The following is a 24,001-nucleotide window of genomic DNA, read 5'->3' as shown; positions in this document are numbered from 1 at the left end:
ATGGCTGAGTGATTTTATTGTTCGATATTTATACTACCTGCCATTGTTGATTCATTTGAAAATATGCAGTTGGTTTGCATGGGAAGTTTGATATTTAACCAGTGTTTTTAAAGGCTTATCAACAAGCTTGTTAATGATTTAAACTATGCTGCGGCGACACTGCATAGGTGTAAGGTAGAGAAAAAGGAGAGAAGTAGGGTGACTATTGTATTTCGAGTGGTTTTGGCCACGTTTCTCTTGGTAAGCCTATTTTCTTGCTCAAATCGCGCTGCGCAATACCCTAATCAAACGATGCAGGGTTACTGGGTATACGGCTTCGAAACTTCTTTGTTCGAAAGCTGCCAAGGTGAACTGTTTTGGATGTGGTCTAGTGCTGATGTACAAGGCCAATACCAGCTCGAAGGTTACCGAAATCCAGTAGTTGTTCAGGGCCACGTTTTACCACCCAGCCCAGAGCAAAACATGCAGTCCTATTTACCGGAATTTAAGGTAGTTAAAATGCAGTTGCTCGAGCAGGTTTGCGATTGGCTCTGTTTAACTATTTTTGCCAGTGAAGCGGATTTTTTCAGCTTGGATTAACGCATCATGGAAGCCTTTAGTGGTAAAGCTAGCATTGTTAAAGCTCACTGTTTTTAAGCGGTTAAACGAGGAGTTAACAATCGCTTTATCTTTAATCTTTTTAGGGATTAATGAACAGTGCTTATTGTGTTGCTTTAACTCAAAAGTGACCAATTTACCGGCCACATGATGTTGCTGTTGGGTGCTGGTGCAACTGCCATTAATGGTGCTAGATATAATGACGCCGCCATCAGCGAAACTAAACTCTGCGATGTAACCTTGATCTTGGCTTAATACAGCGGCGTTGTTGTTGCTAGCTACTTGCCAATGTTCAGCTAAGTTTTCAATGTTGGCAAAAGCGCTGGTTGATACTAGCAGGCCAATAATGGCTAATTGATATCTGTTCATCTTAATCACGCTCGCAGTTAAAGATTTTGCCTGTATCCGTATCTTGTAGGCACTCATATTCAATACCATCTTTGTAGATGTCGATTTCTACGATATGTGCACTAGCAGTTTGGCTAAGCATTAAGGTGCAAATAAACGCAGATAGTAAGGCTGTTTTATAAGTTTTCATGGTGATTGTCTCGCTGCTAATAGGTAGTGAGACAATTTTGCGGTGAAGTCTAAAATATAGCCAATTAGCACCTTTAAGTTTACCTAATAGCAAACGCAATACGGTTGTGTGATGTCGAAAATCTTCAATAATTGGAAGCAAGGTTTAATTAAGCTGGCTTTTCATTATTGAAGAGAGGTTAAGCATGACTAAAGTTAATTACTTTGCAGAAGCACCAAAGGCTATGCAGATTTTGTTCGAGCAAGAAGAGTATCTAAAAAGCCAGTTTTCAGAGCAGCAGGCGCTTGGCATGAAGCTATTAGAGCTGGTTAAGTTGCGGGTATCACAAATTAACCAATGCGCATTTTGTATTGATATGCATAGTAAAGATGCTGAGAGTGCAGGCGAAAGTTGGCAGCGTTTAATTAGCTTAAGTGCATGGCGAGAAGCCCCGTATTACTCGGTAAATGAACGGCTGGCTTTAGAATGTGCCGAACGCTTAACGGCATGTACAGGCTTAGACGATGAGCTTTACCAAAAAGCGCTAGACGCCTTTGGCGCAAAGGCATTGGTGGATTTAAGCATTGCAATTAATGCCATCAACAGTTGGAATAGAATTGCAATCACCTTTAAACCCGAGGTAGGCAGTTATAAACCCAGCTAAGCAAATTATCCACCAGCTAGAGCAGCAGTTTCTGTTTAGTTTATTTAAGCCAAAAGGACAGCTAGCTCAAGCCATACAAGGCCTGTGGTCTGCTTCCGTTGAGGCGCAGCAGCGAGCACCGCTTACCCGTTGGCTGCATGCCGACGGCTGTAGCGGGGTGCTGTTTAACTTAGGCCCACCAATAAGGCTTGAAGGTAAGTCTTATTCTTCTGGGGTGATTGTGTTACCAGTGAACATCACTGCGCGAAGCATCACCTTGTCAGCGGATACCCAGCTAGCGGGCTTTCGCTTTAATCCTGGTGTAAGTGTTGGGTTCTTTGGCAAACTAGTTAAACGTGACGCCGAGGATATCGACGCTTCATTGCTGAAAAAATTGCAGCAACTACATCAAAGCTTAATGACAACTAGCGGCCATAATGCACGGATAGTATTAATGTATAAGTGGTTACAACAGCATCTAGGCATACATAATTGCCCACCACAATTGTTTAAAGACGCCATTGAGTTGGTAGAACATGCTCAAGAGATAGGTTTGGTGTCTGATGAATTAGCGCTTAGCCAGCGGCAACTAGAACGCCAGTTTAAAGCGTTAACCGGCATGACGCCTAAACAATGGCAGCGAACCATGAGAGTAAAAAATACTTTTATGGCCTTAAAAACGCAGCCAGATATAGAGCTGGCTGCGCTTGCTGTTAATCAGGGCTTTTCCGACCAAGCTCATATGACACGAGAGTGTAAAACCATTGGCAAAATCACTCCAAAACAGTACCTAAAACTGTTGTAAAAAATGCTTATTAAGGAGTAATGATCCCACGCTCTTCAAAAACTTGTTTTGCGACTAACATGCCGTTAATAGCAGCTGGAAACCCTGCATATACTGCCATTTGCAAAATCACTTCAGTCACCTCTTTTGGGCTACAGCCTACATTAAGTGCGCCGTGAATATGTACCGCCAATTGGGGGGCACAATTGCCCATTGCGGTTAGTGCTGATACCGTTGCTATCTCTCGTGATTTAAGATCTAGATCCTCGCGGCTGTATATGTCGCCAAAGGGAAACTCTATGATGAATTTGGCCAGATCTGGGCAAATACTGGCGAGGCTATTGATCACATTGTGGCCTGCTTCGCCGTCTATTTCGCTTAGCTTATCAAAGCCACGTTGGTATCTTGTTTGTTCCATTGATCACTCCATTAATCTAAGGCTAAGTCACAAGCCTAGACCTTGGAGCTAGCTCCAAGTCAAGCCGTAACTTACAAGTTTAATCGAGGTTTAATAAAATCAATGAACGCGGTGATACGTCGGGCGACTTTAGATGAACGGTAGTACACAGCATTAATTTGTCGCTGATTAGTTTCTTCCATCAACAAGGCCGGGAACAAACTCATTAGCGTTCCTTGTTCGATATCGTGTTTAACCATAAATCCCGACAAACACGCAATGCCGTTGCCACTTAACGCTAATTGGCGAATGGTTTCTCCGCTACTAGCAGTAATAGCAGGTTTCATCGATTTAAACCCTTTTAATGGCCAATGGTTTAGCACCTTAGCTCCGCTAAAGCCGATTAACTCATGTTCGTGTAATTGCGCAACGTGCAGGGGCGCGCCACGTTTTTCGAGATAAGCTGGAGAGGCGACAATATACAAATTACTCACGCCGATGGGCCGAGCGTGCAGGGTGGAGTCTGCTAATGTACCTATGCGGATCGCTAAATCGGTTTTCTTCTCCAGTAAGTCTACAAAGCCGTCGTTGGTATTTAGCTCTAGTTCTATATTAGGGAAGGCGAGTTTAAAATCATTTATTAGGGGAACCAGTTGATGAATGACAAACGGGCTTGCCGCATCAACTCGCAGCCTACCTTGAGGCAATTCACCCTTACTAATAATATCTTCTTCAGCTTGTTGAATTTGGCTTAATCCAATTCGTACTGCTTCTATAAACTGACGGCCTTCGTCGGTTTGTACCACCCGTCTGGTGGTTCGGTTAAGAATAGTAATGCCTAGTTGCTTTTCTATTTTGCTAACCGCTCTAGATACCTTAGCGACTTGTATATCTAAGGCATCTGCGGCAGCTGAGAAGCCTCCGCTATCAACTACAGCCAACAAAATTTCAAGATCATCAGAACGATTTTTTAGGTTAAACATCAGCAACTCTTTGCGAAGAAATCAACAAAAGTGAATGCTTAATACTAGTGTTTATTACAAAAGTTTTCTTAGATTTATCGCTTTTTTACTTACATTTTCTACAAAAGTATTTTGTTGATACTGCCATTTTTGACAAAAGCTAATTAACTAATAATGCTTGCCATCAACTGTTGCACGGCGCAACAACCTAATCGATGACGAGAGATTACTGTTATGCCTTTAGCTTTATTTGCACTTACTTTAAGTGCCTTTGCCATTGGAACCACCGAGTTTGTGATAGTGGGGTTGATTCCTACTATGGCCCAAGACTTAGCGGTTTCTTTACCTTCTGCTGGATTGTTAGTGAGCTTGTATGCCTTAGGTGTTGCGGTTGGTGCCCCTGTGTTAACCGCATTAACTGGCAAGTGGCCACGCAAACAAGTGCTGCTTGCGGTGATGAGTTTATTTGTCGCGGGCAATTTATTAGCTTGGCAGGCTCCGAGTTATGAAACCCTAGTGGGTGCGCGAATTCTTACAGGTTTAGCCCATGGCGTGTTCTTTTCTATAGGTTCGACCATCGCAACGGGTTTAGTAGCAAAACAAAAAGCCGCTAGCGCTATAGCCATTATGTTTACCGGTCTAACGGTAGCGCTTGTTACTGGTGTGCCTTTGGGTACCTACATTGGCCAACATTTTGGTTGGGAAACCACATTTTTGGTAGTAGCGATTTTGGGCTTAATTGCACTTATTGGCAGCGCTGTTTTGGTGCCTAGTAATTTGAAGCAAGCGCCTGCCACCAAAATATCAGAGCAGGTCAAAGTATTAACAGAGCCTCGATTGCTGTTGGTATATGCAATAACAGCTATAGGTTACGGTGGTTCGTTTACTGCGTTTACCTTTTTAGCGTCTATCTTGCAGGACGTAAGTGGATTTAACGCCAGCGCTATTAGCTTGATTATGTTGGTGTATGGAGTGTCGGTCGCTTTTGGTAACATTTGGGGTGGAAAAATGGCTGACCGTTTAGGCCCAACTAAAGCACTAAGCTGGATATTCTTAGGTTTAGCCTCAGTACTGTTGGTATTCAACTTTACCGCGGTTAACCCTATTACCGCTGTTTTAACCATTCTAGTGTGGGGGGCTTTTGCCTTTGGCAATGTGCCAGGCTTACAGGTTTATGTGGTGAAGTTAGCCGAGCAATATACGCCCAATGCGGTGGATGTAGCCTCCGGTTTAAACATTGCCGCGTTTAACGTAGGCATTGCTATAGGCGCTTGGGGCGGCGGAATGATAGTTGCCAATGCTGGGGTAGAACATACTCCTTGGGCTGGAGCATTGATTGTTGTTGGCGCCTTATTGCTAACCCGTTTAAGTGCAGCCTTGGATAACAAACAAAAGCAATCTGCTAAATCTGAGCTTTGCCAAGCGGCATAAACCATTTTTGAATCCTAAGGAGCCTATTGGCTCCTTTTTTTGTTGTTTCACGCGGTGGTATTGACTGGCCATTGGTTAGGGAAAAAGCTTTAAGCAAAACTAATAGGTGCTAATTCTAGTTGTTAACGATAGCGGTTTACCATAAGCAAACAAGGATGACTAACCAATTGCAAAAACGCTAAGGACAAAACAACGAATAAGGGCAAAACATGAAAATAAGACTAGTTAGTTTGTTATTGGCCAGTGTATTTATCAGTGCTTGCGAAACATCTAACACATCAGACGCTAAGCCAAGTCAAACCACTGCTACTGTCGCCGTAGATCTCGCCAGCGCTGCTCAACAGCAACTTACCTTTGAAGAAGTGTACACAACCACAGTATTGGCAAATGAAGAAGTGAGGGTGATATCCAGAGTTACCTCAACCTTACTTGATAAGCATTTTCAAGCTGGGGATTTTGTCGAACAAGGCCAATTATTATTTAGTCTAGACCCTCTGGAATTTGAGCTTAACCTAGCCAGTTTGCAAGCTAATTTGGTTAACGTTTCGGCCAAATACAATTCTGCACTTAAAAGCCTACAACGCGCTAAGCAACTAGGCGATGCCATCTCCAAGCAGGAACTAGAAGATATCGAAACCAAGTTTTTGGTTAATCAAGCCAGCCTTAAAGCCATTGCTAAGCAAGTAGACGATGCAGAGCTTTTGTTAAGCAGAACCGAGATTAAAGCTACGCGTTCTGGGCGTATTAGCCAAACTCAATTTAGCCCGGGTGATACGGTTGGGGTAGGCCAGGTGTTAGCTTCTATCGTTGATGACAGTAACTTTAAAGTCACTGTGAGTATTGATGAGAAAACAGTTCTAAAAGCTATTCAGCAATACCGCGATGGTAGCTCCCAGTTTGAAGTGTTGGCGAGATTTTTAGATGGCAGCAAATACCCATTATCTGGTGAACTTGATTTTATCGACAATCAAATTAACCCGGCTACTGGCGCACTAGCAGTAGGTTTTAAATTTGCCAATGACGACAGTGTATTTGTTGGCCAATTTGTAGAAGTGGTATTGCGTGAAGTGAAACAAGCGATTGTGATCCCCAGCAGAGCATTAGTGCAAACCGCTAATGGGCCTGCTGTCTATAAGGTAAGCGGAGGCAAGGCAAAATTACAGCCAGTAGAGTTGGGCGTTCAGTTGGGTAATCAAACTGAAGTATTAACGGGCTTAGAAGATGGCAATGTTGTGGTCTCTAGAGGCCAGCAAAAGCTAAGTGATGGCAGCCTAGTAAGACAGCGAGGTTAGTATGGTTAAGTTCTTTATTTCGCGCCCTAAAACCGCCATCGTTCTATCGGTGATCATGAGCGTGTTAGGCGCCTTAGCGGCTTACACTATGCCGGTAGGGCAGTATCCCGATGTTGCACCGCCTATGATCAACGTATTCACCCAATACAACGGCGCTAATTCTAGTGTTGTGAACGATACCGTTGCCTCGGTAATAGAGAAAGAAGTGAACGGGGTTGAAGGAATGATTTACATGAAATCAACTTCTTCCAATGACGGTTCATACAACTTGAACGTAACCTTTGAGACTGGTTTTGACGCAGACAGAGCGGCTACCTTGGTACAAAATCGGGTAAATGCGGCTCAGCCCTTACTACCCGATGAGGTTAAGCGCAGTGGTATTTATGTAGAAAAGCTGAGCCCTTCGATGCTAATGATTGCAAGCCTAAACTCTCAGACCGGTGCTCACGACACCTTGGAGTTAAGCTATTACTTAACTGGCATTGTGCGAGAAACTTTATCCAGAATTAAAGGCGTAAGTAAAGTAACGCCCCTAGGTGAAAAAGAATATGCCATGCGAGTATGGCTTGAGCCAGAGCGTTTACAGGCCTTAGATTTAACTGTTAATGACATCTCTGCTGCTATTGCCGATCAAAATGCTGTGCGTGGCGCGGGTAGTGTAGGCGCCGAGCCGGTAACCGGAAATAATGATTGGCAATATACTGTGCAAGTTCGAGGACGATTAGCCAACGAGCAGGCCTTTGGTAACATTCGAGTTAAAGCCTATCCCGATGGCACTTTAGTACGCTTAAAAGATGTTGCTCGTATTGAGCTGGGCGCGCAAAAGTATTTGGTCGATACCTATCTAAACAACCAAGAGTCGGTTGCTATGATGATCTACCAAGATCCAACTGCCAACGCCATGCAAGTAGCCGAGGATGTACGAGCCGCAATGGCTAAACTTGAGCAAAGTTTGCCAAATGGCATGGTGTTTTCCTTGCCTTATGATGCTACCGAATTTATCGATGTTTCCATCTATAACGTACAAGAAACACTGGTTATTGCATTAATCTTAGTTACCTTGGTGACCTATTTATTCTTGCAAACTTGGCAAGCTACATTAATTCCTGCGATTGCCATTCCCGTTTCTCTTATAGCAACGTTTGCAGTGATGAAAGCATTTGGTTCAACCATTAATACCATTAGCTTATTTGGTTTAGTGTTAGCGATAGGTGTGGTGGTTGACGCTGCCATCGTGGTGATTGAAAACGTGGAGCGCTTGCTGCACGAAACCACAAAACCAGTGAAAGAGTGTGTAGAAATAGCCATGAAGGAAGTGATTGGTCCATGTATTGCTGCAGCTGCTGTGCTGTTAGCGGTGTTTGGTCCAACGCTTGTGATGCCAGGCATGGTGGGGATTATTTATGCTGAGTTTGGCATCGCCATTTCAGTTTCTGTAGTTATCTCCACCTTGGTTGCGATGACCTTAACGCCAGCACTATGCGTGATGTTAATGAATCGAGACCTTAAACCAAACCGTTTCTTTCAAGCATTTAACCGCGGCTTTGAACGTTTTACCGATATGTTTGGTAAAGGCGTAGCCGTGTTGTGTCGTCGAGTAGGTATTGCGGTGTTGTTGTTCTCGGTGTTTTTGGGGGCTAGCGCTTATTTAGGTGCTAGTTTACCCGGTGGCTTCTTACCCGATGAAGACCAAGGAACCTTTTTTGCGGTGGTTGATTTGCCGGAAGGGGCTGCGCTTAATCGCACGCGCGACATGACTAAGTTATTGGTGGAGTCATTAGCAGATGATCCCGATATTGAGATGGCGTTTTCTGCCGCTGGTTACAACTTATTAAACGAGTCGAGTAACTCAAACTCTGCTTTGTTGGTGTTCAGTCTAAAACACTGGGACCAGCGTTCAGATAAGCAACAACATCAAGATCTGGTTATTGCACGAGTACAAGCTGCCATTGATGCTTTACCGGAAGGTGTGGGTTTTGCATTTGGCTTACCGGCCATTCCTGCGCTAGGTATGGTAAATGGTTTTGAATTTGTGCTTAAAGATGAAATGGGCAAGGGCCCAGAAAAAACTGCTGAGGTACTCGAACAGTTACTCGAAAAAGCTAATCAGCGTGAAGAGATTGCCTCGGCCTTTTCTACTTTTAGCATCAGTATGCCTAATTTGTACCTCGATATTAACGAAGAGCGGGCTGCTGCTATGGGTGTTGCGTTTGGTGACATAGTAAATACCCTTAACGTGCAATACGGTGGAAGTTACATTAACGACTTTACTAAAGGTGGAAGAAACTACCGAGTAATGCTGCAGGCCGAAGCAGACTCTAGACAACAAATCGATGATTTATCGAATCTTTATGTTCGCTCTAGCCAAGGCGAGATGGTGCGATTAAGCAACTTGGTATCGGTTCGTACGGTGCTTAACCCTAGTTCTTTGGTTCGCTACAACGTATCAGGCAGCACCACAATTAATGGTATTACCATGCCAGGGTACAGCTCAGGTCAAGCCATTGCGGCAATGGAACAGCTTGCTATTGAGGTTTTACCTACAGGGTTTAGTTATGAATGGACCGGTTTAACCTTACAAGAACAGCAAGCAGGTAACGCTAGCCTCATTGCGTTTGCTTTTGCCATGTTATTCACTTACTTGTTTTTGGTTGCTCAGTATGAATCTTGGTTAACGCCATTAGCTATTTTGCTAGCAGTGCCCACTGCGGTATTTGGTGTTTTGTCAGCGGTTTTACTTAGCGGCACAACCATCAACCTGTACTCGCAAATCGCCATTATGCTGCTTATAGGTATGGCAAGCCGTAACGCTATTCTTATTGTGGAGTTTGCTAAGCAATTACGAGAACAAAAAGGTTATAGCATTGTAGAAGCTGGCGTTGCAGCAGCTAAATTGCGTTTTCGTGCAGTGTTGATGACAGCATTCTCCTTCATACTAGGAGTAGTGCCGTTAATGCTAGCATCTTCAGCTGGGGCTGCGGCGATGCAAGCAATTGGTATGGCGTCGTTTGGTGGAATGCTGGCAGCTACGGTGCTTGGCTGTTTGTTTGTTCCAGCGTTTTTTGTGTTGTTCCAAACTTTACGCGAGCGTTTTTCTAGCAAGAAACAACCAGAGCCTGAGTTATTAATTGCTACTTTCCCAGCAAGCAATGACTAGTTAAAACTGCTGAATGATATATACATTTGCCCAACTATTGAAAAATAGTTGGGCTTTGCTGAAATGGAAGCTAGTGAAGGTAGGTCTCTGATTGGCAAGAATAAGCACTAAGGTGCTTAATTCGACTACGCTTAAACAAGATCCTAAATCATGGAGTTAGCTTTGAAAAAGCACATCCCACTCATTCTATCTATTTACGTCGCCTTTGTATTTTTACAATCCCTGTTCTTTAAGTTTGCTGGTTGGTTTGGCAGCCCAGCAGATATTACGGTGTACATATTTGATACCGTTGGACAGTGGTTACGAGATGGTTTAGGACTTAATCTTATTGGCGATCTGTTTGGCCAATACGGTGAAACAGTGATTGGATTAGCAGAGTTAGTGGCCAGCATTTTAATTTTGCGTAAAGCTACTCGTTTCTATGGCGCATTGATTGGCTTAGGGGTTATGTCTGGCGCGATATTCTTTCACATTTTTACCCCGCTTGGGCTATTTCCTTACACCGATTTAAGCTGCTTACAGGATGGTTGTCCCAGAGAGTACCCACTGTTCTTTATGGCTATAGGAGTGTGGTTAAGTTGCGCTTATTTGTTGTATAGAGACAGAAGCAAAATACTTGGCTAAACGGAATAATATCCAGTTATAAAAAAGGCACCTAGTAAGGTGCCCTTTTTGTTAACGGGTGTAACCGTTAAATTCTTTTTCGTGCCCAATGCTCGACATGGGACCATGTCCAGGTAAAAACTGATAGGCATCATCCAGCGTATAAAGCTGAGTTTTGATGGCGTTGATCAGAGTAGGGTGATCGCCTTTGGGGAAATCTGTTCGTCCAATCGAACCGTTAAACAATACGTCTCCCACAATAGCCAATTGATTGTCGTGATCGACAAACACCACGTGACCAGGCGTATGGCCAGGGCAATGGCGTACTTCTAACTTTAATTCACCAATTTCAATCACATCACCATGCTCTAACCATCGGTCAGGGGTAAAGCTGGCAACCTCAGGAAAGCCGAACATTTGGCATTGCATTGCCATTTTGCTGATCCAGAAATCATCATCTTTATGTGGACCAATCAGCGGTACTTGGTAGCGCTGCTGAATAATGCTGCTAGCGCCTACGTGGTCTAGGTGGCCATGGGTGAGTAAGATTTTGGTGACCTCCACGCCAGCTTTCTCTACCGCTGCTTGAATCAATTGAGGATCACCGCCCGGATCGACAATCGCAGCTTGTTTGCTTTTATCACACCAGATAAGGGTGCAATTTTGTTGAAATGGAGTAACGGGAATTATTTGGTAAGCCATCTTAGTTAACTCTTATTGATTACAAGCCTAGTGTACGGATGTAGATGAAATTTTCTATAGTTTGTAATAACTAAGCCACCAATTAAAGTGGCTTATGTTTATAATGGAATTAAGCCCAACAGATTGGAGAATCACTTGAATATCAAAGATATTATGCAAACTCGAGTTGTTACCGTAGGCATGGATCAGCGGCTATTCGATATAAAAGACATTTTTGATAATGTGAGTTTTCATCACTTAGTGGTACTTGATGATGAAGACGCTGTGGTTGGCGTTCTTACTGAATCAGATTTGTTAGCCTCACTCAGCCCTTATTTGGGAAAAGCAGCTGAAAGCCAACGTGACGTGCATACCTTAACCCAGCGAGTTCATCATGTTATGACTCGCCAGCCTTTGTGTTGTGACGCCAATACCAGCATTAGCGATGCCGGTCGTAACTTAGTGGATAAAGGCATTAGCTGTTTGCCGGTGATTGATGAGCACAATAAGTTGCTGGGCCTTGTGACTTGGCGCGATGTATTAGCCTGTTTGCTAGTGAACAACGATAACTAATGCAAAACACTACCAAGAACCAATCTCCAATCATGTTTATGGGCTGCACCAGCGATGCGGGTAAATCCTTGGTATGCGCACTGGTTTGTCGCCATTTAACCAACCTTGGTAGCAACGTTGCGCCGTTTAAAGCACAAAATATGAGTAACAATGCCGCGGTGACTCAAGAAGGCGGAGAAATTGGCCGCGCCCAATATCTACAGGCGATAGCTGCAAAGCAAACACCTAGCATAGATATGAACCCGGTGTTGTTAAAACCACATAGCGAAAAAGGCGCTCAGGTGGTGGTGAATGGTGAGGTAAGCCATGAGCTGTTAGCAAAAGATTGGCACCAACGAAAATCTGTACTTTGGCCTGCCGTAACCGCGAGCTTGGCTCGCTTGCAACAGGGTTTTTCTCAACTTGTTATTGAAGGAGCTGGAAGTCCTGCTGAAGTTAACTTGCGTAAAAGTGATATCGTAAATATGGAAGTAGCCTTGCATTGTAAGGCATCGGTTTATCTTATTGCTGATATCGACCGGGGCGGAGCTTACGCACATCTACTAGGAACATGGATGTGTTTAAGTGCAGAAGAGCAGAGCCTTGTTAAAGGGTTTGTGCTAAACAAGTTTCGAGGTGAACAGGCTTTATTACACGATGCCAATGTGTGGTTAGAAGAAAAAACCGGCATACCGATAGTGGCAGTGATCCCATGGACTGAGCATCAATTACCTGAAGAAGACAACTTTTTTCATCGAAGCGTTTGGCAAGCCAATTGTTTGAACATTGCCTTAATTGTTTATCCCTATGCCAGCAACCTAGATGAGTTTGACCCTTTGGTGTATCAACCCGGGGTTAATGTTGTGCCAATGCGTGACAACCAGGACCTAAGCCATTTTGACGCCATTATCTTACCTGGTTCTAAACACGTTGCAGCTAGCCGAAAGCATTTAGCAAAAACAGGTTTAGACAAACAAATTATTAAGGCGGCTAAACAAGGCGTTCGGGTAACGGGCATTTGTGGTGGTTTACAGATTTTGGGTGAACGAAACCTAGATCCAAGTTCTGTAGAAGGTGAAACGTTTGATGGATTAGCATTACTGCCACTAACCACTGTTTATTCAAATGTAAAAACGACAATTCAACGAAACATTAACTACTGCGATGAAACAATAGCTTGTTATGAAATTCATCATGGGCAAACCCAGTGTTCAGTTCAGCTAGATAGCTTTGTTGAACAAGCAACGGGGTGGCAGCTAAATAATGTTCAAGGCTCTTATCTGCATGATTTGTTTACTAATAGAAAGGTGTGCCAAGACTGGCTAGAAAGCCTTGGTTGGCAAGGTCAATGCGAAGACTGGAATCAGGTCGTAGACAATGAATTAGATAGGCTATGTGACAAGTTGGACTTGCCACTTAGCCAGATATCGGAGCATGCTGGGATAACTAAGGCTTAGTTTACCCAACCTTGTTCACGATAATAACGTAGCGCGCCAGGGTGAAGTGGTGCACTTAAGTTGGTATTGATCATTTGCTCTACGTTCAGCTCCGAAAGAGCCGGGTGCAGAGAGCGCAGGGTATTCAAGTTTTCAAATATAGCTGCAACAAAGTTATATACCGTTTGCTCCGAGAGTTGTTTATCGGCCACTAGCGTTGCACTTACGCCAATTGACGATACATCGTTTGGATTTCCGTGGTAGGTACCACCTTTAATGGTAACTGGGGAGAAGTATTCGTACTTTTCTGCCAGCGCCATAATGGTCTTTTTCGACAAACTCAATAAGTTTGACTCACACATAGTGGTAGCACGGGTAATCGAGGTATTTGGGTGGCCAACAACATAAATAATGGCATCGGTTTTCTTCCCACAAAGAGCGCGACTTTGCTCGTCTGGTTTAAGGTTGGTAATTTTAGAGAAGTCAGACTCTTGCCAGTTTAACTGCTGCATAACCACCTGCATGGTGGAATATTGACCAGAACCCACCGGACCAAGGTTTAGCGCATGGCCTTTAAGCTCATCAATTTGGCTAACATTTAGATCGGCGTTAACCAATACAGTTAAGGCTTCTGAGTAGAGTGAGAGCAGTGAGCGTAATTCACTATAAGCACCTTGTTCAGTGAATTCACCAGCACCTTGGTAGGCTTGCCAATGAACGTCTGATTGAACAATGGCTAAATCAATGTCGCCGGCTTTTAACGCTTCTATGTTATCACTAGAACCACCCGAGCTTTCGGCAGTACAACTTAATTTTCGGTGTTCGTTGCTTTGTTCAAGAAGTCGGCATAATGCATTGCCAGTTGGGTAGTAAACACCACTTACGTTGCCAGTGCCTACAAATAAGTATTCATTGCTATGCGCCAAATTTGCGTTGATCGCTAGTGCAGCAGTCAACAAATATAGAGAAAATCGTGTCATTGTTTCACCCGAAAATGTCTTCTTTCCTTAGAATAACTTAGCCAATATACACAGTTATTTAGTAAAACGCTTGTTTGGGCGACTAAGTTGTGAGCTGGAAAACCTTCGATTTTTCTTGTTGTTAATCTATTCAGGGGCAAAAGTGACTGGCGTTAGAGTAAAAGCACAGTTATTTTGGCTGATTATTTTTGATCTAGTTAAACAAAGCGCCGTTTATGTTTCGCATAGTGACTCGTTGCTAAACAATAATCCGTTATAATCAAGCTAGTATTTTTTTAAGTGGTTAGCTGTTTGGTTTCTTCAGACTTTTCTGGTTATACGCTGGAAATTTGTTGTTATAGTGAAAATGACATTATTAGTGCCATCAAAGGTGGTGCTACGCGCATAGAGTTATGCGCAGGGCAGCGTGATGGAGGTACTACACCGAGTTACGGCACACTGCTGCAAGCCCGCCGATATCTGCCAAAAATTGACATTGTGGTAATGATTCGCCCACGTGGTGGAGACTTTTGTTATAGCCACAGTGAACTACAACAAATGGTCGAAGACATTAAGTTAGTAAAGCAGCTAGGGTTTAATGGCGTGGTGTTTGGTGCGTTAACTCACCAAGCAACGGTTGATCTTGATGCCTGCAAGCGACTTATTGCAGCCTCTACTAATTTAGCTAGCACTTTTCATCGCGCTTTTGATTGCACCGCTAATCCTACAGTTGCAGCAACGCAACTTAGCGAATTAGGCATAAATAGGGTGTTGAGTTCAGGACAACAGAATTACATCGAGCAGGGATTATCATTGCTAATAGCCTTACAGCAACAACATCAAAATATCGAATGGATAGTGGCTGGGGGCGTTCGTGCTCACAACTTAGCTATGCTAAAAAAGCAGGGAATTAAGCATTTTCATAGTGCCGCCTCGGAGCCTTTGTTAAGCCAGTTTGATACTCGTTATGCTTTAGCAATGGCTGCTGATAAGGATCCACAATTAGAACTGCAACGTGCCCAAGTTTCTCAACGAGAAGTGAGCTCCATGGCCTTAGCTCTAGAGCGTAATTAATATGTTGCCAAACTTATTGCATCGTATTCGCCATTTTGTTTATTACTTAGCTTGCTCATTAAAAAATCGCGGCATAGCCATGTTTGGGGCTTATCTATTAGTGCAAGCTAGCTGGCTCGCCATATTTGCGCCTTTGTCGATAGTGGTGAGTGAAGCGTTGATGTCTTGGTATGGGCTAAAGGGAGTTGCCAATCAAGAACTATTGGCTTTCTTCTTATCGCCCAGCGGCTACTTGTTCGCTATATGGCTAGTCGCGATGGCCTTATTCAACTTCTTCTTGCAGCAGGGGGCTTTAACCTTGTTGCTTGCGCAGCACGAAGTGAACAAACGTTCGGTGTCGCAGGCTATTCGTTTACTGGTTAATCGTGCTTGGACAATCGCTAGGTTAGCGTTCTTGCAATCTGCCTTGCTGATTAGCATCAGCTGTACGCTTTTGTTTATTGGCCGTTGGTTGTTTGGCTTAATGTTAGCCGACTGGGACATTAACTATTATCTAGACCAGCAACGAAATCAGCTTTGGTTTTATTTTGCCGCCTTAAGTATCGGCGGCTTACCCTTGGCTGTTTGGCTTGGTGCTAAATGGCTTAACTGGTGGTTTGCCTTGCCATTTTGCATGTTGCAGAAAAAGCCGCTGCTTGCTCAACTCAAGGATTCCACCCAATTAAGCATTGGCCAACGCAAGTTAATTTTGTGTTTGAACCTTGCTTGGTTTGCATTACGAACCTCTGTATTTATTGCGGTGATCGCTGGCTTTATTTGGTTACTTCGCATTAGTTTAAATTGGTGGGCGCCTGAAGACGTCACTCCCTTAGTATTATTTCTTTTCAGTGCAACAGTGCTGGCGGGTGGCTCTGTTCTTAGCTTTTTAGACACTTGGCTGTACGCAAGTATTCAGTTCTACCTATTTAAGGTATTGCTAAAACAACACAAAGAAAGCGTAAGCAAACAGCACCAAAAGGTTCTTAATGAAAATCACCGCGTTCACTTAGGCTTGCGGCTGATGTTTATTGCTGTTTTGTTGTTGGGCGCTAGTGAAATGAAAGAGGAAATTGGCGCCTTTAGTCAGCGTTTTAGCGAGCCAAGCTCAATGCTGGTGATGGGGCATCGGGCTGGAGGCTGGTTGGCTTTAGAAAACAGTTTAGAAGGTTTACAAAAGTCGATAAACCTGGAACTGCCGGTGACCGAGATTGATGTGCAGTTAACCGCTGATGGTCAAATTGCTGTGGTTCACGATCGCGATTTACGCCGTTTAACGGGAAGTAATTTGGTGGTGCCAGAAAGCTCATTTGCACAAATTCAACAGGCCTTTGTGGACGCAGGGTTTAGCCAACCGCAGGCCTTACCTTACTGGTTAGAAAAGAGCGCCAACAAGATTACCTTAAACATTGAACTTAAACGCTACAACAATTCTTTAGCCTTGGTTCCGGCGCTATTAGAGTCTTTAAAAGAATATCCATACCCGGTCATCATAAGTAGTTTAGACATTGAGCTGCTTGAAGAACTAAAGCTGCAAATAAGCGGTACCGAGTTGGCAAATAGGATTAGCACTGCCTTTATTGCTGCAGCCAGTTTTGGTGAGTCGGCGGTTCAACAAAATGTTGATATGTTGATTGTGAACCAGCAATGGGTGAACGCTTGGCGACTTTTTAGCGCCCAGCAGCGTGGCCAAGAAGTACATGTTTGGACAGTTAACAATGCTGCAGACGTTGAGCGACTTTATTATTTACGGGTAAATGGGGTGGTTACTGACTCGCCAATAATGGCTTTAGAAACCTTAGAACGGCTTAACGGTTTAAGCGACGTTGATCATATAGTAAATAGTTTGCGCTATTGGTTAGCACTCTAACTTCTGCTTACTTAGGTGCTAGTCCTAGTTCGTCTAGCTTGAACAAAATCTCAGTTTTATGCTGTTGTTTAATCTCTTGCCAATGGCGATCTTCTCTTGCGCCAATTATCGCGTAGATAGAGTTTAAACCAGTGCCTTTTACTTGGGCTTTTAAACGCCCGTAGAGTTGGTAGGGATCGATGGCCATAAAGTCTTCGACGGAGTGAATATCTACCTCTGCCAATATTTCTTCGCTGCGTGGACCAAAGCCTTTTAAGTCCCTTAGTCGCTTAGGTTTAGCTGGTGAACTGCTCATAATGGATTTAGCCTCTTAGCCTCTTAGCCTCTTAGCTGGCTTAGTTGAAGAAGTTTTCAAAGGCTAGCCAGCGCTGTCGTTGTTCCTCAGCACTGCTTAAGTAAAAGCTTATGCTTTGCTTTGGATGCCGCTGATTTAAAGCAAACAAGTCTAGCCGAGAGACACAACCCAGTTTGGGGTAACCACCAATGGTTTGCCTATCAACAGACAGAATTATCGGCAAGCCATTGGGTGGGATTTGCACAGCGCCTAAAGCTATTGCCTCTGATTCTTTAGCTTGAGGAGCATTGTCTATAGCTATGCCTTTTAATCTCACCCCCATGCGGTCGCTTAACTCGCTGAGTTGATATTCCTGTTGCAAAATTTGCTGCCGTTGTTGCGGACTAAATGCGTGGAATTGATAACCTGGAATAAGCGCGAGTTTTAAGTGTTCTTTATAGTTTGGAATAAACTGATACGGTGTTTGTTGCACTGGAGTGGAGGCAAGCTGTTTAGCACTTTTTATAGGATAAGGGAGTTTGTCATTTTGCTTTAAAGCCCCCCCGTTAAAGGGGCCTAAGGCTTGCTTCGGTGAACTGCTTACACTATTTAGCTCGCTGTCGAGTAAAAAGCCACCTTGTATTGCCAAATATGCTCTAAGTCCTGAGCGACTAGGACCTATGTGTAAAGTTTGACCGGCTTCCACATGAATACTTTGCCAGGTGGCAATTGGTTTGTTGTTTGCTTGATTTATCTCCACGCTAAGCGGTACTGCTGCGCCACATACCGCAATCTTACAGGCTTGCTCAAAATGTAGCTTAGCGCCACCAAAAGTGATTTCTAGGGCAGGGCTATTAACGGGATTTGCTAACAAGCGGTTAGCCCAGTTAAAGGCATGCTTGTCTGCTGGACCACCTGGGCTAACGCCAATGTGCTGAAAGCAAATACGCCCTTGATCAACAACTAACATCTGCGGACCGCTACGAAGTACCGTGAGTGAGGCTGCTTTAGTCACTGCTGTCTCCGTAGCTGAGAAATTCTTCATAACTGAGCTCTATAAAACGCACTTGATCACCTACCGTTAACGGGCACATAGGATCGAGGTGTTTATCAAATAGCTTTATGGGGCTTTGGCCAATGATGTGCCAGCCACCAGGGCTATCGCTGGGATATACTGCGCTCATCTCTTCGGCAATTGCTAGGCTGCCAGCTGGTACTTTGCTTACGGGAGTGGACTTGCGAGGCAGTTTTAGTTGCGGGTTTAGTCCGCTTAAGTAAGTAAAGCCAGGCATAAAGCCAATCATCTTTACTTTATAAACACTTTGTTTATGCAGCTCAATAACTTGATTAACACTGAGCTGTAGTTGCTGAGCGACTGCTGTTAAATCGGGCGCTAACTGTTCTGCATAGCAAACTGGAATATCAAATACTTGGTGACTAGTACGTTTACTTAATTGCACTTCAAACTGCTGAACTGCAATGCTTATCGATTCGAACTGCGTTTGGCTATTGCCGATGCAAAGTAAAGTATCGCTGGCCACGATAATATCAGTGATGTTAGTAAGCTGGTGTTTCAGAAAATTTGCTAAATCAGGCAGTGCTTGGCAGTGGACTGCTGATTGGCTGCTTACTAGTACACTATCCTCGTTAACATAGTCGATGCAGTACATACTGACTAGTCTTTCTTTGAGCGTTGGATTTGCTGCTTGATGGCTTGCACCAGCTTAACGGCTGCTTGATTGTCGCCATGAACACACAGGGTATCGGCCTCTACACCCAATAAGCTGCCGTCAGCGCAGCGTAAGCTTTGTTGCGTGAGTAACAAATCTACTTGTTCTAATATGTGCTCTTTAGTGGAGAGTACCGCTCCAGTTTGACTGCGTGCTTGTAAACTCCCATCACTTAAGTAGCGTCTATCACAAAAGGCTTCTTTAATTAGCGATAGTTGGTATTTTTCTGCTAGTTCGCTGATAAAGCCATGGCATTGGGTGGCATGTACCATTAGCTGAGGAGCCTTATTGAGGCCGGCTAGCGCTTTGCATACTGCTTCGAATATTGCCGGCTGTTTATGCATGTCGTTATATAAAGCGCCATGTGGTTTTACATAACTTAAGTTAAGCTCATGAAACTGGCATAAAGCATCTAAAGCGCCTATTTGCGTGAGCAGTAGGTGGGTGAGCTCATCAGCTTGATATGGAATAGAACGCCGGCCAAAGCCAGCTATGTCTGCGTAACTTGGATGCGCGCCTATTGTGACAGCATGTTGCTTGGCTAGCGCTAAGGTACGACTCATTACATTGGGATCAGAAGCATGCCCACCACAAGCAATATTAGCGAGATCAATATGGGGCATGAGCTGCTCATCAACCCCCATTTCCCATACGCCGAAACTTTCTCCCATATCGCAATTTAGTAACATCTACCTTCCTTAACGTAGCGTTTTACAATGTTGAATCAGCAGCTTTGAAAAATGCTGGCCGGCTGGGCCTAGCAGTTCTGGGCGTGGCACTACTAGGTAGGTAACCAATGACTTGGCCGCACCGCCACTTACATTAAGTTCAACCAGACTGTCATCTTCGAAATGCGGTTGAGCGATATGTAGCGGCAGCCATGCAAAGCCTAAACCCTGCTTAAGTACTTCTACTACGCGATGAAAACTACTAAATGTCCAGCGCTGTTCGGCGCGTAACCAACCTCTATCTTGTTGAGGGTTTTTACCTGTATCACGGATCACTAGTTGGACGTGTTGTATCACTTCGTCTATCGAGACAGGCTGTGGCATTTTAGCCAAAGGATGATTGCGATGAACAACTGGAACTAAGGTGACAACACCGAGGCGTTCACCCAAAACACCCTTAGGCAAGTGAGCTGTGATCACCAAGTCAAATTCACCTTCAGCTATTGCATCATCAGCGCCACTTACTACGGTATCAATAACTTCGACTCGAGTGCCTCTGCTTTCCGGTAAAAAGGCTTTAAGTGCTTTAATAACAGGAGCCTGAGGCTGAATGATTTCACAAGCTAAGCTTAATTGTGGTTCCCAACCTTGCTCTAGACTTGCAGCGAGTAATTCTAGCTCTTGGATATTTTGGCTAAGCAATTTACTGCGTCTTAGCATTACTTCGCCCATTGGGGTTAAGTAGGCTTTGCGACCTTTCACTTCAAGCAGCTGAATGCCAAGTAAATTTTGTAACTTACTGACAGCGTGGTTCAGTGAGGATTGGCTTTTGTTTAACTGACTGGCGGCTTGTGCGTAGCCACCATAATCCACAACGGCCTGAAAAATTCGCCACTGCTCTAAGGTGCTTTTGGCGCGAAATGGCTTGCTCATCGTTCGCTATCCTAACTAGTTACTTAGGTTGCGCATCTAAGCTAGTGCCTGTTACCCCAATGCTAGCGTCACTCATTAGGTATAAGTAATTAGGCATAATATCGAGCGGGGTTTTTAGTGTTTTTGGATCTTCGCCGGGGTAGGCTGTTGCGCGCATTAAAGTACGGGTTGCACCTGGATTTATACAATTACTGCGTAAACCGGTTTTATCAAATTCGTCTGAAATGACCTGCGACATACCTTCTATCGCAAATTTAGATACCGAATAACCACCCCAATAAGCGCGGCCTTTTTTACCGACACTTGAAGAAGTAAAAACTAATGAGGCATGGTCACTTTTAAGCATTAACGGAACTAAAGCTTGGCTAAGTAAGAACTGTGATTTTACATTTACCTGCATAAGTTGATCCCAAAGATCTTCTTCTATTTGCACGTATTGGCTTAACACCCCCAAATGCGCCGCATTAAGAAGGGCGCCATCTAATCTGCCAAATTGGTTTTCGATGGTGGCCGCCATATCAAGATAGTTTTGTTGAGTCGCACCTTTTAAATCAAGGGGAATAATGGCTGGTTGTGGTGCGCCCAAGGCTTCAATTTCATCATATACAGCTTCAAGCTTTTTAACTGTTCTTCCTAGCAAGATCACTGTTGCACCGCATTGTGCAAAGGATAGAGCGGCTTGGCGGCCAATGCCGTCGCCCGCACCGGTTACTAAGATGACCTTGTTTTGTAGCTCGTCACTGGCTGCTTGGAAGTGTTGAGGAGAGGTTTCCGTGCTCATTTTTCGTTCCTGTAGATGTGCGTTGGTGCACAAATATTTGATTAACAATTAAACAAGTGTTTAACGCCTGGTTAGACCTGTTGCAAAAATGTAAACAAATGTTTAAGGTTTCTTTGAAGAAACATACTATAAAAAAAGGAATTAGCTAATATGCGTCTGTCCCGAATAGCTACAGCAGTCACTCTATTTGCATCAGTTACTATAGCGGGTTGTGGTAGTAGCAACTCGCCATTTGATTTTGGTAATGATATCACGCCAAATGAGCCAAACTCAGTAAAAATTCGCTTCAATCCTCTTACTGGTGATGTATCTACACCAAATAACTTGTTGTTTAACGGTAGCTTAGACGGGACGATTAACCTACCAAGTGAAGCCGCTATTGCGCTTACTCAGCAGTATCAAGATATCACCAACGTATTAGGAGCCTTAGACGGTTGGCAAACCAGTGTGCCGTTTTCAATTCCTTTAGCCTACGGCGATGATGACGCTGAATACAATGAAGAAATTGATACAAAGTTAGATGCAAGTTCTTTCCCAGCTGGCGTGTTGTTATACAAAGTACGCGCTTCCGGTTTTACAGATACTTGTGCTGACGTTACCGAAAATGGTGGCAGTTTTGTGGCAGGGCAAACTTGCCGCGTTGATGAGCAGCTTGTTTACGGTGAAGACTACATTGCTACCTTTAGTGATGGCAGCTTAATTGTAACTCCTTTAGTACCGTTTGCTCCTGCTACGTCTTATATGGTGGCAATAACCGATCAACTATTAGATGAAAATGGTCGAGGTGTTGCCGCCGGTGAGGCCTACCAGTTATTGAGTTCTCCAATCACTGCTGACGATGATGCTACGTTGCAAAGCCTGAAAGGCTTAACAGCGTTTAATAATGGCTTGTTGGCCGCTGAAGGCGTAACTGCAAATGTAAGTTATTCAGCAGTGTTTACCACTCAATCGGTAGGAAGTGTGTTAACGACTCTGCAACAGATTTATGGTGGTATGGCACTAAACAACCTATTGCCAATGAGTGCTCTTGTTGATACGGGCACTACAGCGCAAGACGTAGCCAATGCTGCTCTTGGTACTAGCCAACCAGGCTTTGTGGCAGCTAAATACTTTAAGTCTACCTTGGCAGTGCCTTACTATTTATCAGACCTTGATAATCCTGATCTTACTGGTGCGGATGTAAATAAATGGGCACAAGCTAAGACAGATAGCCCGGTAGCTATTTTGCAATTGCTGCAAACCAATGCGGATTTTGCTGATCAAGGCAGTGCAACAAGTTTTTGGGCCCAGGCCGGCGCAAAAGGTTTTGACGTTGCTACATTTGGTGGTTTAGTGGCAGGCGGTGATACAACAACCGCTGGTCAAATGCTTGCTCAGGCAGATTTAGCTGGACTTACCTATATGCAAGACGGTGAAGCGATGCCAGTTGACTCACATCGCCATCTTACGGCTTATAACCCTGTTCCAGAAACTAAAAGCACCGCGTTTTTAGACTTAGATATTTATTTACCTGACGAAACCTTAACTGGCAATGCCATGCCAGCCGAAGGCTGGCCAGTAGTGATCTTCCAACATGGTATTGGGTCGGTTAAAGAAACCGCAGCGGCTATTGCTGCTAGCTATGCAGCCCAAGGTTACGCAGTTTTGGCTATGGATTTGCCTTATCACGGTAGTCGAGGTTTGGATTTGACCGGTGATGGTAATGCGGAAATCAGTGCCAATGACGATCCTCAAGTATTCGCTAACTTGGGTAGCTTTTTAAGCATTCGAGAAAACCTACGTCAATCAACAGCCGATTTACTCGCGGTGCGAGCTGCCTTACAAGCTGCTGGCGCGCCTGCTGAACTTGACGGCAGTAAAGTACATTATGCTGGTCAGTCACTAGGTGCAATTGTAGGTGTTGGTCCAGCATCGGTAGCTGATACAGTAAACGTAAGCGGTTTTGACATTGATTACAGCCTACAAAGTGTTTCGCTTAGCGCACCTGCTGGCGGTTTAGCTGGAGTGTTCCAGTACTCACCTAGTTTTGGTCCTATCGTAGAAGCAGGTTTAAAATCTAATCCTGGTTACTTAGCGCTGGTTGCTGCTGGCCTTGGCTTTGAAGACAATGACACAGCAACAGCCTTAGAGCAGTTTGCGGTATATCAAGCCACTTACCCAGAAGCAGCACAGCTGGTGATCGACTCTAATTATCCTGCATTTGCGTCAATTTTTGGGTCGTTAGCGCAAACAGTGGTAGATGGAGTAGATCCACTTAACTACGCGCAATCTGGTTTTGCTATGCCAGTACTAGTGCATGAGATTGTGGGTGACGGTAGTGAAGGTAGCAGAGATCAAGTTATTCCAAATAGCCTTGCAACGTTGCCCTTAGTTGGCACCGAGCCGCTGATTGCTTCAATGGGTCTAGAGGGTACCGAAGTTACCTCAGCAGGTAGTTATGCGGTGCGCTTTAGCCAGGGTTCTCATAGCTCACTGATTTCGCCTGCGGCTAGTTTGGCTGCTACGGTTGAAATGCAAACCCAGTTTGTTAGTTATGCAGTAAGTGCTGATGCTGGAAATGCTAGTGTTGTGGTGAGTGATAGTTCGGTTATCGCCCCGGCTCAATAAGCACTAAGTTATCGGTTCTAAGGCCTGCATCGCGCAGGCCTTTTTTGTTACTTGGTTCGGTGTGCAAGCTATGGTAC

Annotated in this window: 24 protein-coding genes; 12 read left to right on the top strand and 12 right to left on the bottom strand. The window is 44.2% G+C overall.

All coding sequences use genetic code 11. The annotated features are described in order from the left end of the window. Positions 1-198 precede the first annotated feature (198 nt). The gene (locus ACYFDN_RS04725; RefSeq protein ID WP_483510144.1) at positions 199-579 is read left to right on the top strand and encodes a hypothetical protein; all 381 of its coding nucleotides are present in this window, start codon (positions 199-201) and stop codon (positions 577-579) included. Here ACYFDN_RS04725 and ACYFDN_RS04720 read toward each other — a convergent pair. Continuing rightward, entirely contained in the window at positions 535-966 is a 432-nt protein-coding gene (locus ACYFDN_RS04720) for a hypothetical protein (protein WP_221077016.1), read from the bottom strand. The genes ACYFDN_RS04725 and ACYFDN_RS04720 overlap by 45 nt on opposite strands. Position 967: 1 nt before the next feature. After that, the gene (locus ACYFDN_RS04715) at positions 968-1,135 is read right to left on the bottom strand and encodes a hypothetical protein (protein WP_016403059.1); all 168 of its coding nucleotides are present in this window, start codon (positions 1,133-1,135) and stop codon (positions 968-970) included. A gap of 184 nt (positions 1,136-1,319) precedes the next feature. Here ACYFDN_RS04715 and ACYFDN_RS04710 point away from each other — a divergent pair, with 184 nt between their 5' ends. Then, positions 1,320-1,778: a carboxymuconolactone decarboxylase family protein gene (locus tag ACYFDN_RS04710; protein ID WP_483510143.1), complete on the top strand. Its 459-nt coding sequence runs from the start codon at positions 1,320-1,322 to the stop codon at positions 1,776-1,778. Continuing rightward, complete coding sequence (locus tag ACYFDN_RS04705) at positions 1,765-2,562, top strand: helix-turn-helix domain-containing protein (RefSeq protein ID WP_483510475.1); 798 nt, start codon at positions 1,765-1,767, stop codon at positions 2,560-2,562. Before ACYFDN_RS04710 ends, ACYFDN_RS04705 begins: the two co-directional genes overlap by 14 nt. A gap of 10 nt (positions 2,563-2,572) precedes the next feature. Here the strand turns inward: ACYFDN_RS04705 and ACYFDN_RS04700 are convergent, their stop codons facing one another. Both ACYFDN_RS04700 and ACYFDN_RS04695 read right to left on the bottom strand, forming a co-directional pair. Then, positions 2,573-2,959, bottom strand: coding sequence for a carboxymuconolactone decarboxylase family protein (locus tag ACYFDN_RS04700; RefSeq protein WP_483510142.1), 387 nt, complete (start codon positions 2,957-2,959; stop codon positions 2,573-2,575). 71 nt (positions 2,960-3,030) lie between these two features. After that, complete coding sequence (locus ACYFDN_RS04695) at positions 3,031-3,921, bottom strand: LysR substrate-binding domain-containing protein (protein ID WP_483510141.1); 891 nt, start codon at positions 3,919-3,921, stop codon at positions 3,031-3,033. 213 nt (positions 3,922-4,134) lie between these two features. On the opposite strand from ACYFDN_RS04695, the gene ACYFDN_RS04690 reads away from it, so the two are divergent. The 4 genes from ACYFDN_RS04690 (at position 4,135) to ACYFDN_RS04675 (ending at position 10,404) form a co-directional block, all read left to right on the top strand. Next, the gene (locus ACYFDN_RS04690; RefSeq protein ID WP_483510140.1) at positions 4,135-5,331 is read left to right on the top strand and encodes an MFS transporter; all 1,197 of its coding nucleotides are present in this window, start codon (positions 4,135-4,137) and stop codon (positions 5,329-5,331) included. A gap of 209 nt (positions 5,332-5,540) precedes the next feature. Beyond that, the gene (locus tag ACYFDN_RS04685; protein WP_483510139.1) at positions 5,541-6,623 is read left to right on the top strand and encodes an efflux RND transporter periplasmic adaptor subunit; all 1,083 of its coding nucleotides are present in this window, start codon (positions 5,541-5,543) and stop codon (positions 6,621-6,623) included. 1 nt (position 6,624) lies between these two features. Next, a complete protein-coding gene (locus tag ACYFDN_RS04680) occupies positions 6,625-9,780 on the top strand; it encodes an efflux RND transporter permease subunit (protein ID WP_483510138.1) in 3,156 nt (1,051 codons plus the stop codon). Positions 9,781-9,942: 162 nt separating this feature from the next. Continuing rightward, complete coding sequence (locus tag ACYFDN_RS04675) at positions 9,943-10,404, top strand: hypothetical protein (protein ID WP_016403050.1); 462 nt, start codon at positions 9,943-9,945, stop codon at positions 10,402-10,404. A 51-nt stretch (positions 10,405-10,455) separates the two neighbouring features. Here ACYFDN_RS04675 and ACYFDN_RS04670 read toward each other — a convergent pair whose 3' ends face one another. Beyond that, positions 10,456-11,085 (bottom strand): MBL fold metallo-hydrolase, encoded by a 630-nt coding sequence (locus ACYFDN_RS04670; RefSeq protein WP_483510137.1) that lies wholly within the window; start codon positions 11,083-11,085, stop codon positions 10,456-10,458. Between the two features lie 135 nt (positions 11,086-11,220). Between ACYFDN_RS04670 and ACYFDN_RS04665 the strand changes: the two genes are divergently transcribed. Both ACYFDN_RS04665 and ACYFDN_RS04660 read left to right on the top strand, forming a co-directional pair. Beyond that, positions 11,221-11,637 (top strand): CBS domain-containing protein, encoded by a 417-nt coding sequence (locus tag ACYFDN_RS04665; RefSeq protein ID WP_246611975.1) that lies wholly within the window; start codon positions 11,221-11,223, stop codon positions 11,635-11,637. After that, positions 11,637-13,073, top strand: a complete 1,437-nt coding sequence (locus ACYFDN_RS04660) for a cobyric acid synthase (RefSeq protein ID WP_483510136.1) — start codon at positions 11,637-11,639, stop codon at positions 13,071-13,073. The genes ACYFDN_RS04665 and ACYFDN_RS04660 overlap by 1 nt, the downstream gene beginning before the upstream one ends. Here ACYFDN_RS04660 and ACYFDN_RS04655 read toward each other — a convergent pair. Further along, positions 13,070-14,032, bottom strand: a complete 963-nt coding sequence (locus tag ACYFDN_RS04655) for a TAXI family TRAP transporter solute-binding subunit (protein WP_016403046.1) — start codon at positions 14,030-14,032, stop codon at positions 13,070-13,072. The two genes, ACYFDN_RS04660 and ACYFDN_RS04655, sit on opposite strands and share 4 nt — an antisense overlap. A 291-nt stretch (positions 14,033-14,323) precedes the next feature. Between ACYFDN_RS04655 and ACYFDN_RS04650 the strand changes: the two genes are divergently transcribed. After that, positions 14,324-15,085: a copper homeostasis protein CutC gene (locus tag ACYFDN_RS04650; RefSeq protein WP_483510135.1), complete on the top strand. Its 762-nt coding sequence runs from the start codon at positions 14,324-14,326 to the stop codon at positions 15,083-15,085. 1 nt (position 15,086) lies between these two features. Further along, the gene (locus ACYFDN_RS04645; protein ID WP_483510134.1) at positions 15,087-16,931 is read left to right on the top strand and encodes a glycerophosphodiester phosphodiesterase; all 1,845 of its coding nucleotides are present in this window, start codon (positions 15,087-15,089) and stop codon (positions 16,929-16,931) included. Positions 16,932-16,938: 7 nt separating this feature from the next. Here the strand turns inward: ACYFDN_RS04645 and ACYFDN_RS04640 are convergent, their stop codons facing one another. From ACYFDN_RS04640 to ACYFDN_RS04615, 6 genes are read right to left on the bottom strand one after another with little or no spacing between them, the layout of a single operon-like run. Beyond that, the gene (locus tag ACYFDN_RS04640) at positions 16,939-17,226 is read right to left on the bottom strand and encodes a TfoX/Sxy family DNA transformation protein (RefSeq protein ID WP_016403042.1); all 288 of its coding nucleotides are present in this window, start codon (positions 17,224-17,226) and stop codon (positions 16,939-16,941) included. Between the two features lie 40 nt (positions 17,227-17,266). Further along, a complete protein-coding gene (locus tag ACYFDN_RS04635) occupies positions 17,267-18,220 on the bottom strand; it encodes a 5-oxoprolinase subunit C family protein (RefSeq protein ID WP_483510133.1) in 954 nt (317 codons plus the stop codon). Beyond that, complete coding sequence (locus ACYFDN_RS04630) at positions 18,213-18,875, bottom strand: 5-oxoprolinase subunit B family protein (protein WP_338621380.1); 663 nt, start codon at positions 18,873-18,875, stop codon at positions 18,213-18,215. The genes ACYFDN_RS04635 and ACYFDN_RS04630 overlap by 8 nt, the downstream gene beginning before the upstream one ends. Before the next feature lie 5 nt (positions 18,876-18,880). Next, complete coding sequence (locus ACYFDN_RS04625) at positions 18,881-19,624, bottom strand: 5-oxoprolinase subunit PxpA (RefSeq protein WP_221077032.1); 744 nt, start codon at positions 19,622-19,624, stop codon at positions 18,881-18,883. 9 nt (positions 19,625-19,633) lie between these two features. Continuing rightward, entirely contained in the window at positions 19,634-20,536 is a 903-nt protein-coding gene (locus tag ACYFDN_RS04620; RefSeq protein WP_016403038.1) for a LysR family transcriptional regulator, read from the bottom strand. A gap of 19 nt (positions 20,537-20,555) precedes the next feature. After that, complete coding sequence (locus tag ACYFDN_RS04615; RefSeq protein WP_483510132.1) at positions 20,556-21,317, bottom strand: YciK family oxidoreductase; 762 nt, start codon at positions 21,315-21,317, stop codon at positions 20,556-20,558. 150 nt (positions 21,318-21,467) lie between these two features. Here ACYFDN_RS04615 and ACYFDN_RS04610 point away from each other — a divergent pair, with 150 nt between their 5' ends. Beyond that, on the top strand, positions 21,468-23,924 hold the full coding sequence (locus ACYFDN_RS04610) for a VolA/Pla-1 family phospholipase (protein WP_483510131.1): 2,457 nt from the start codon (positions 21,468-21,470) through the stop codon (positions 23,922-23,924). The last annotated feature ends 77 nt before the right edge of the window (positions 23,925-24,001 follow it).

Source organism: Agarivorans sp. D1326, assembly GCF_056958115.1.
The sequence above is the reverse complement of the archived record's forward strand: the minus strand, read 5'-3'. Positions and strand labels throughout refer to the sequence as shown.

Excerpts from the sequence above, each read along its gene's own strand:
- ACYFDN_RS04695 (WP_483510141.1), bottom strand. The coding sequence starts at position 3,921 with ATGTTTAACCTAAAAAATCGTTCTGATGATCTTGAAATTTTGTTGGCT.
- ACYFDN_RS04615 (WP_483510132.1), bottom strand. The coding sequence starts at position 21,317 with ATGAGCACGGAAACCTCTCCTCAACACTTCCAAGCAGCCAGTGACGAG.
- ACYFDN_RS04640 (WP_016403042.1), bottom strand. The coding sequence starts at position 17,226 with ATGAGCAGTTCACCAGCTAAACCTAAGCGACTAAGGGACTTAAAAGGC.
- ACYFDN_RS04690 (WP_483510140.1), top strand. The coding sequence starts at position 4,135 with ATGCCTTTAGCTTTATTTGCACTTACTTTAAGTGCCTTTGCCATTGGA.
- ACYFDN_RS04655 (WP_016403046.1), bottom strand. The coding sequence starts at position 14,032 with ATGACACGATTTTCTCTATATTTGTTGACTGCTGCACTAGCGATCAAC.
- ACYFDN_RS04680 (WP_483510138.1), top strand. The coding sequence starts at position 6,625 with ATGGTTAAGTTCTTTATTTCGCGCCCTAAAACCGCCATCGTTCTATCG.
- ACYFDN_RS04625 (WP_221077032.1), bottom strand. The coding sequence starts at position 19,624 with ATGTTACTAAATTGCGATATGGGAGAAAGTTTCGGCGTATGGGAAATG.
- ACYFDN_RS04710 (WP_483510143.1), top strand. The coding sequence starts at position 1,320 with ATGACTAAAGTTAATTACTTTGCAGAAGCACCAAAGGCTATGCAGATT.
- ACYFDN_RS04630 (WP_338621380.1), bottom strand. The coding sequence starts at position 18,875 with ATGTACTGCATCGACTATGTTAACGAGGATAGTGTACTAGTAAGCAGC.
- ACYFDN_RS04700 (WP_483510142.1), bottom strand. The coding sequence starts at position 2,959 with ATGGAACAAACAAGATACCAACGTGGCTTTGATAAGCTAAGCGAAATA.
- ACYFDN_RS04620 (WP_016403038.1), bottom strand. The coding sequence starts at position 20,536 with ATGAGCAAGCCATTTCGCGCCAAAAGCACCTTAGAGCAGTGGCGAATT.
- ACYFDN_RS04645 (WP_483510134.1), top strand. The coding sequence starts at position 15,087 with ATGTTGCCAAACTTATTGCATCGTATTCGCCATTTTGTTTATTACTTA.
- ACYFDN_RS04660 (WP_483510136.1), top strand. The coding sequence starts at position 11,637 with ATGCAAAACACTACCAAGAACCAATCTCCAATCATGTTTATGGGCTGC.
- ACYFDN_RS04720 (WP_221077016.1), bottom strand. The coding sequence starts at position 966 with ATGAACAGATATCAATTAGCCATTATTGGCCTGCTAGTATCAACCAGC.
- ACYFDN_RS04715 (WP_016403059.1), bottom strand. The coding sequence starts at position 1,135 with ATGAAAACTTATAAAACAGCCTTACTATCTGCGTTTATTTGCACCTTA.
- ACYFDN_RS04610 (WP_483510131.1), top strand. The coding sequence starts at position 21,468 with ATGCGTCTGTCCCGAATAGCTACAGCAGTCACTCTATTTGCATCAGTT.
- ACYFDN_RS04685 (WP_483510139.1), top strand. The coding sequence starts at position 5,541 with ATGAAAATAAGACTAGTTAGTTTGTTATTGGCCAGTGTATTTATCAGT.
- ACYFDN_RS04670 (WP_483510137.1), bottom strand. The coding sequence starts at position 11,085 with ATGGCTTACCAAATAATTCCCGTTACTCCATTTCAACAAAATTGCACC.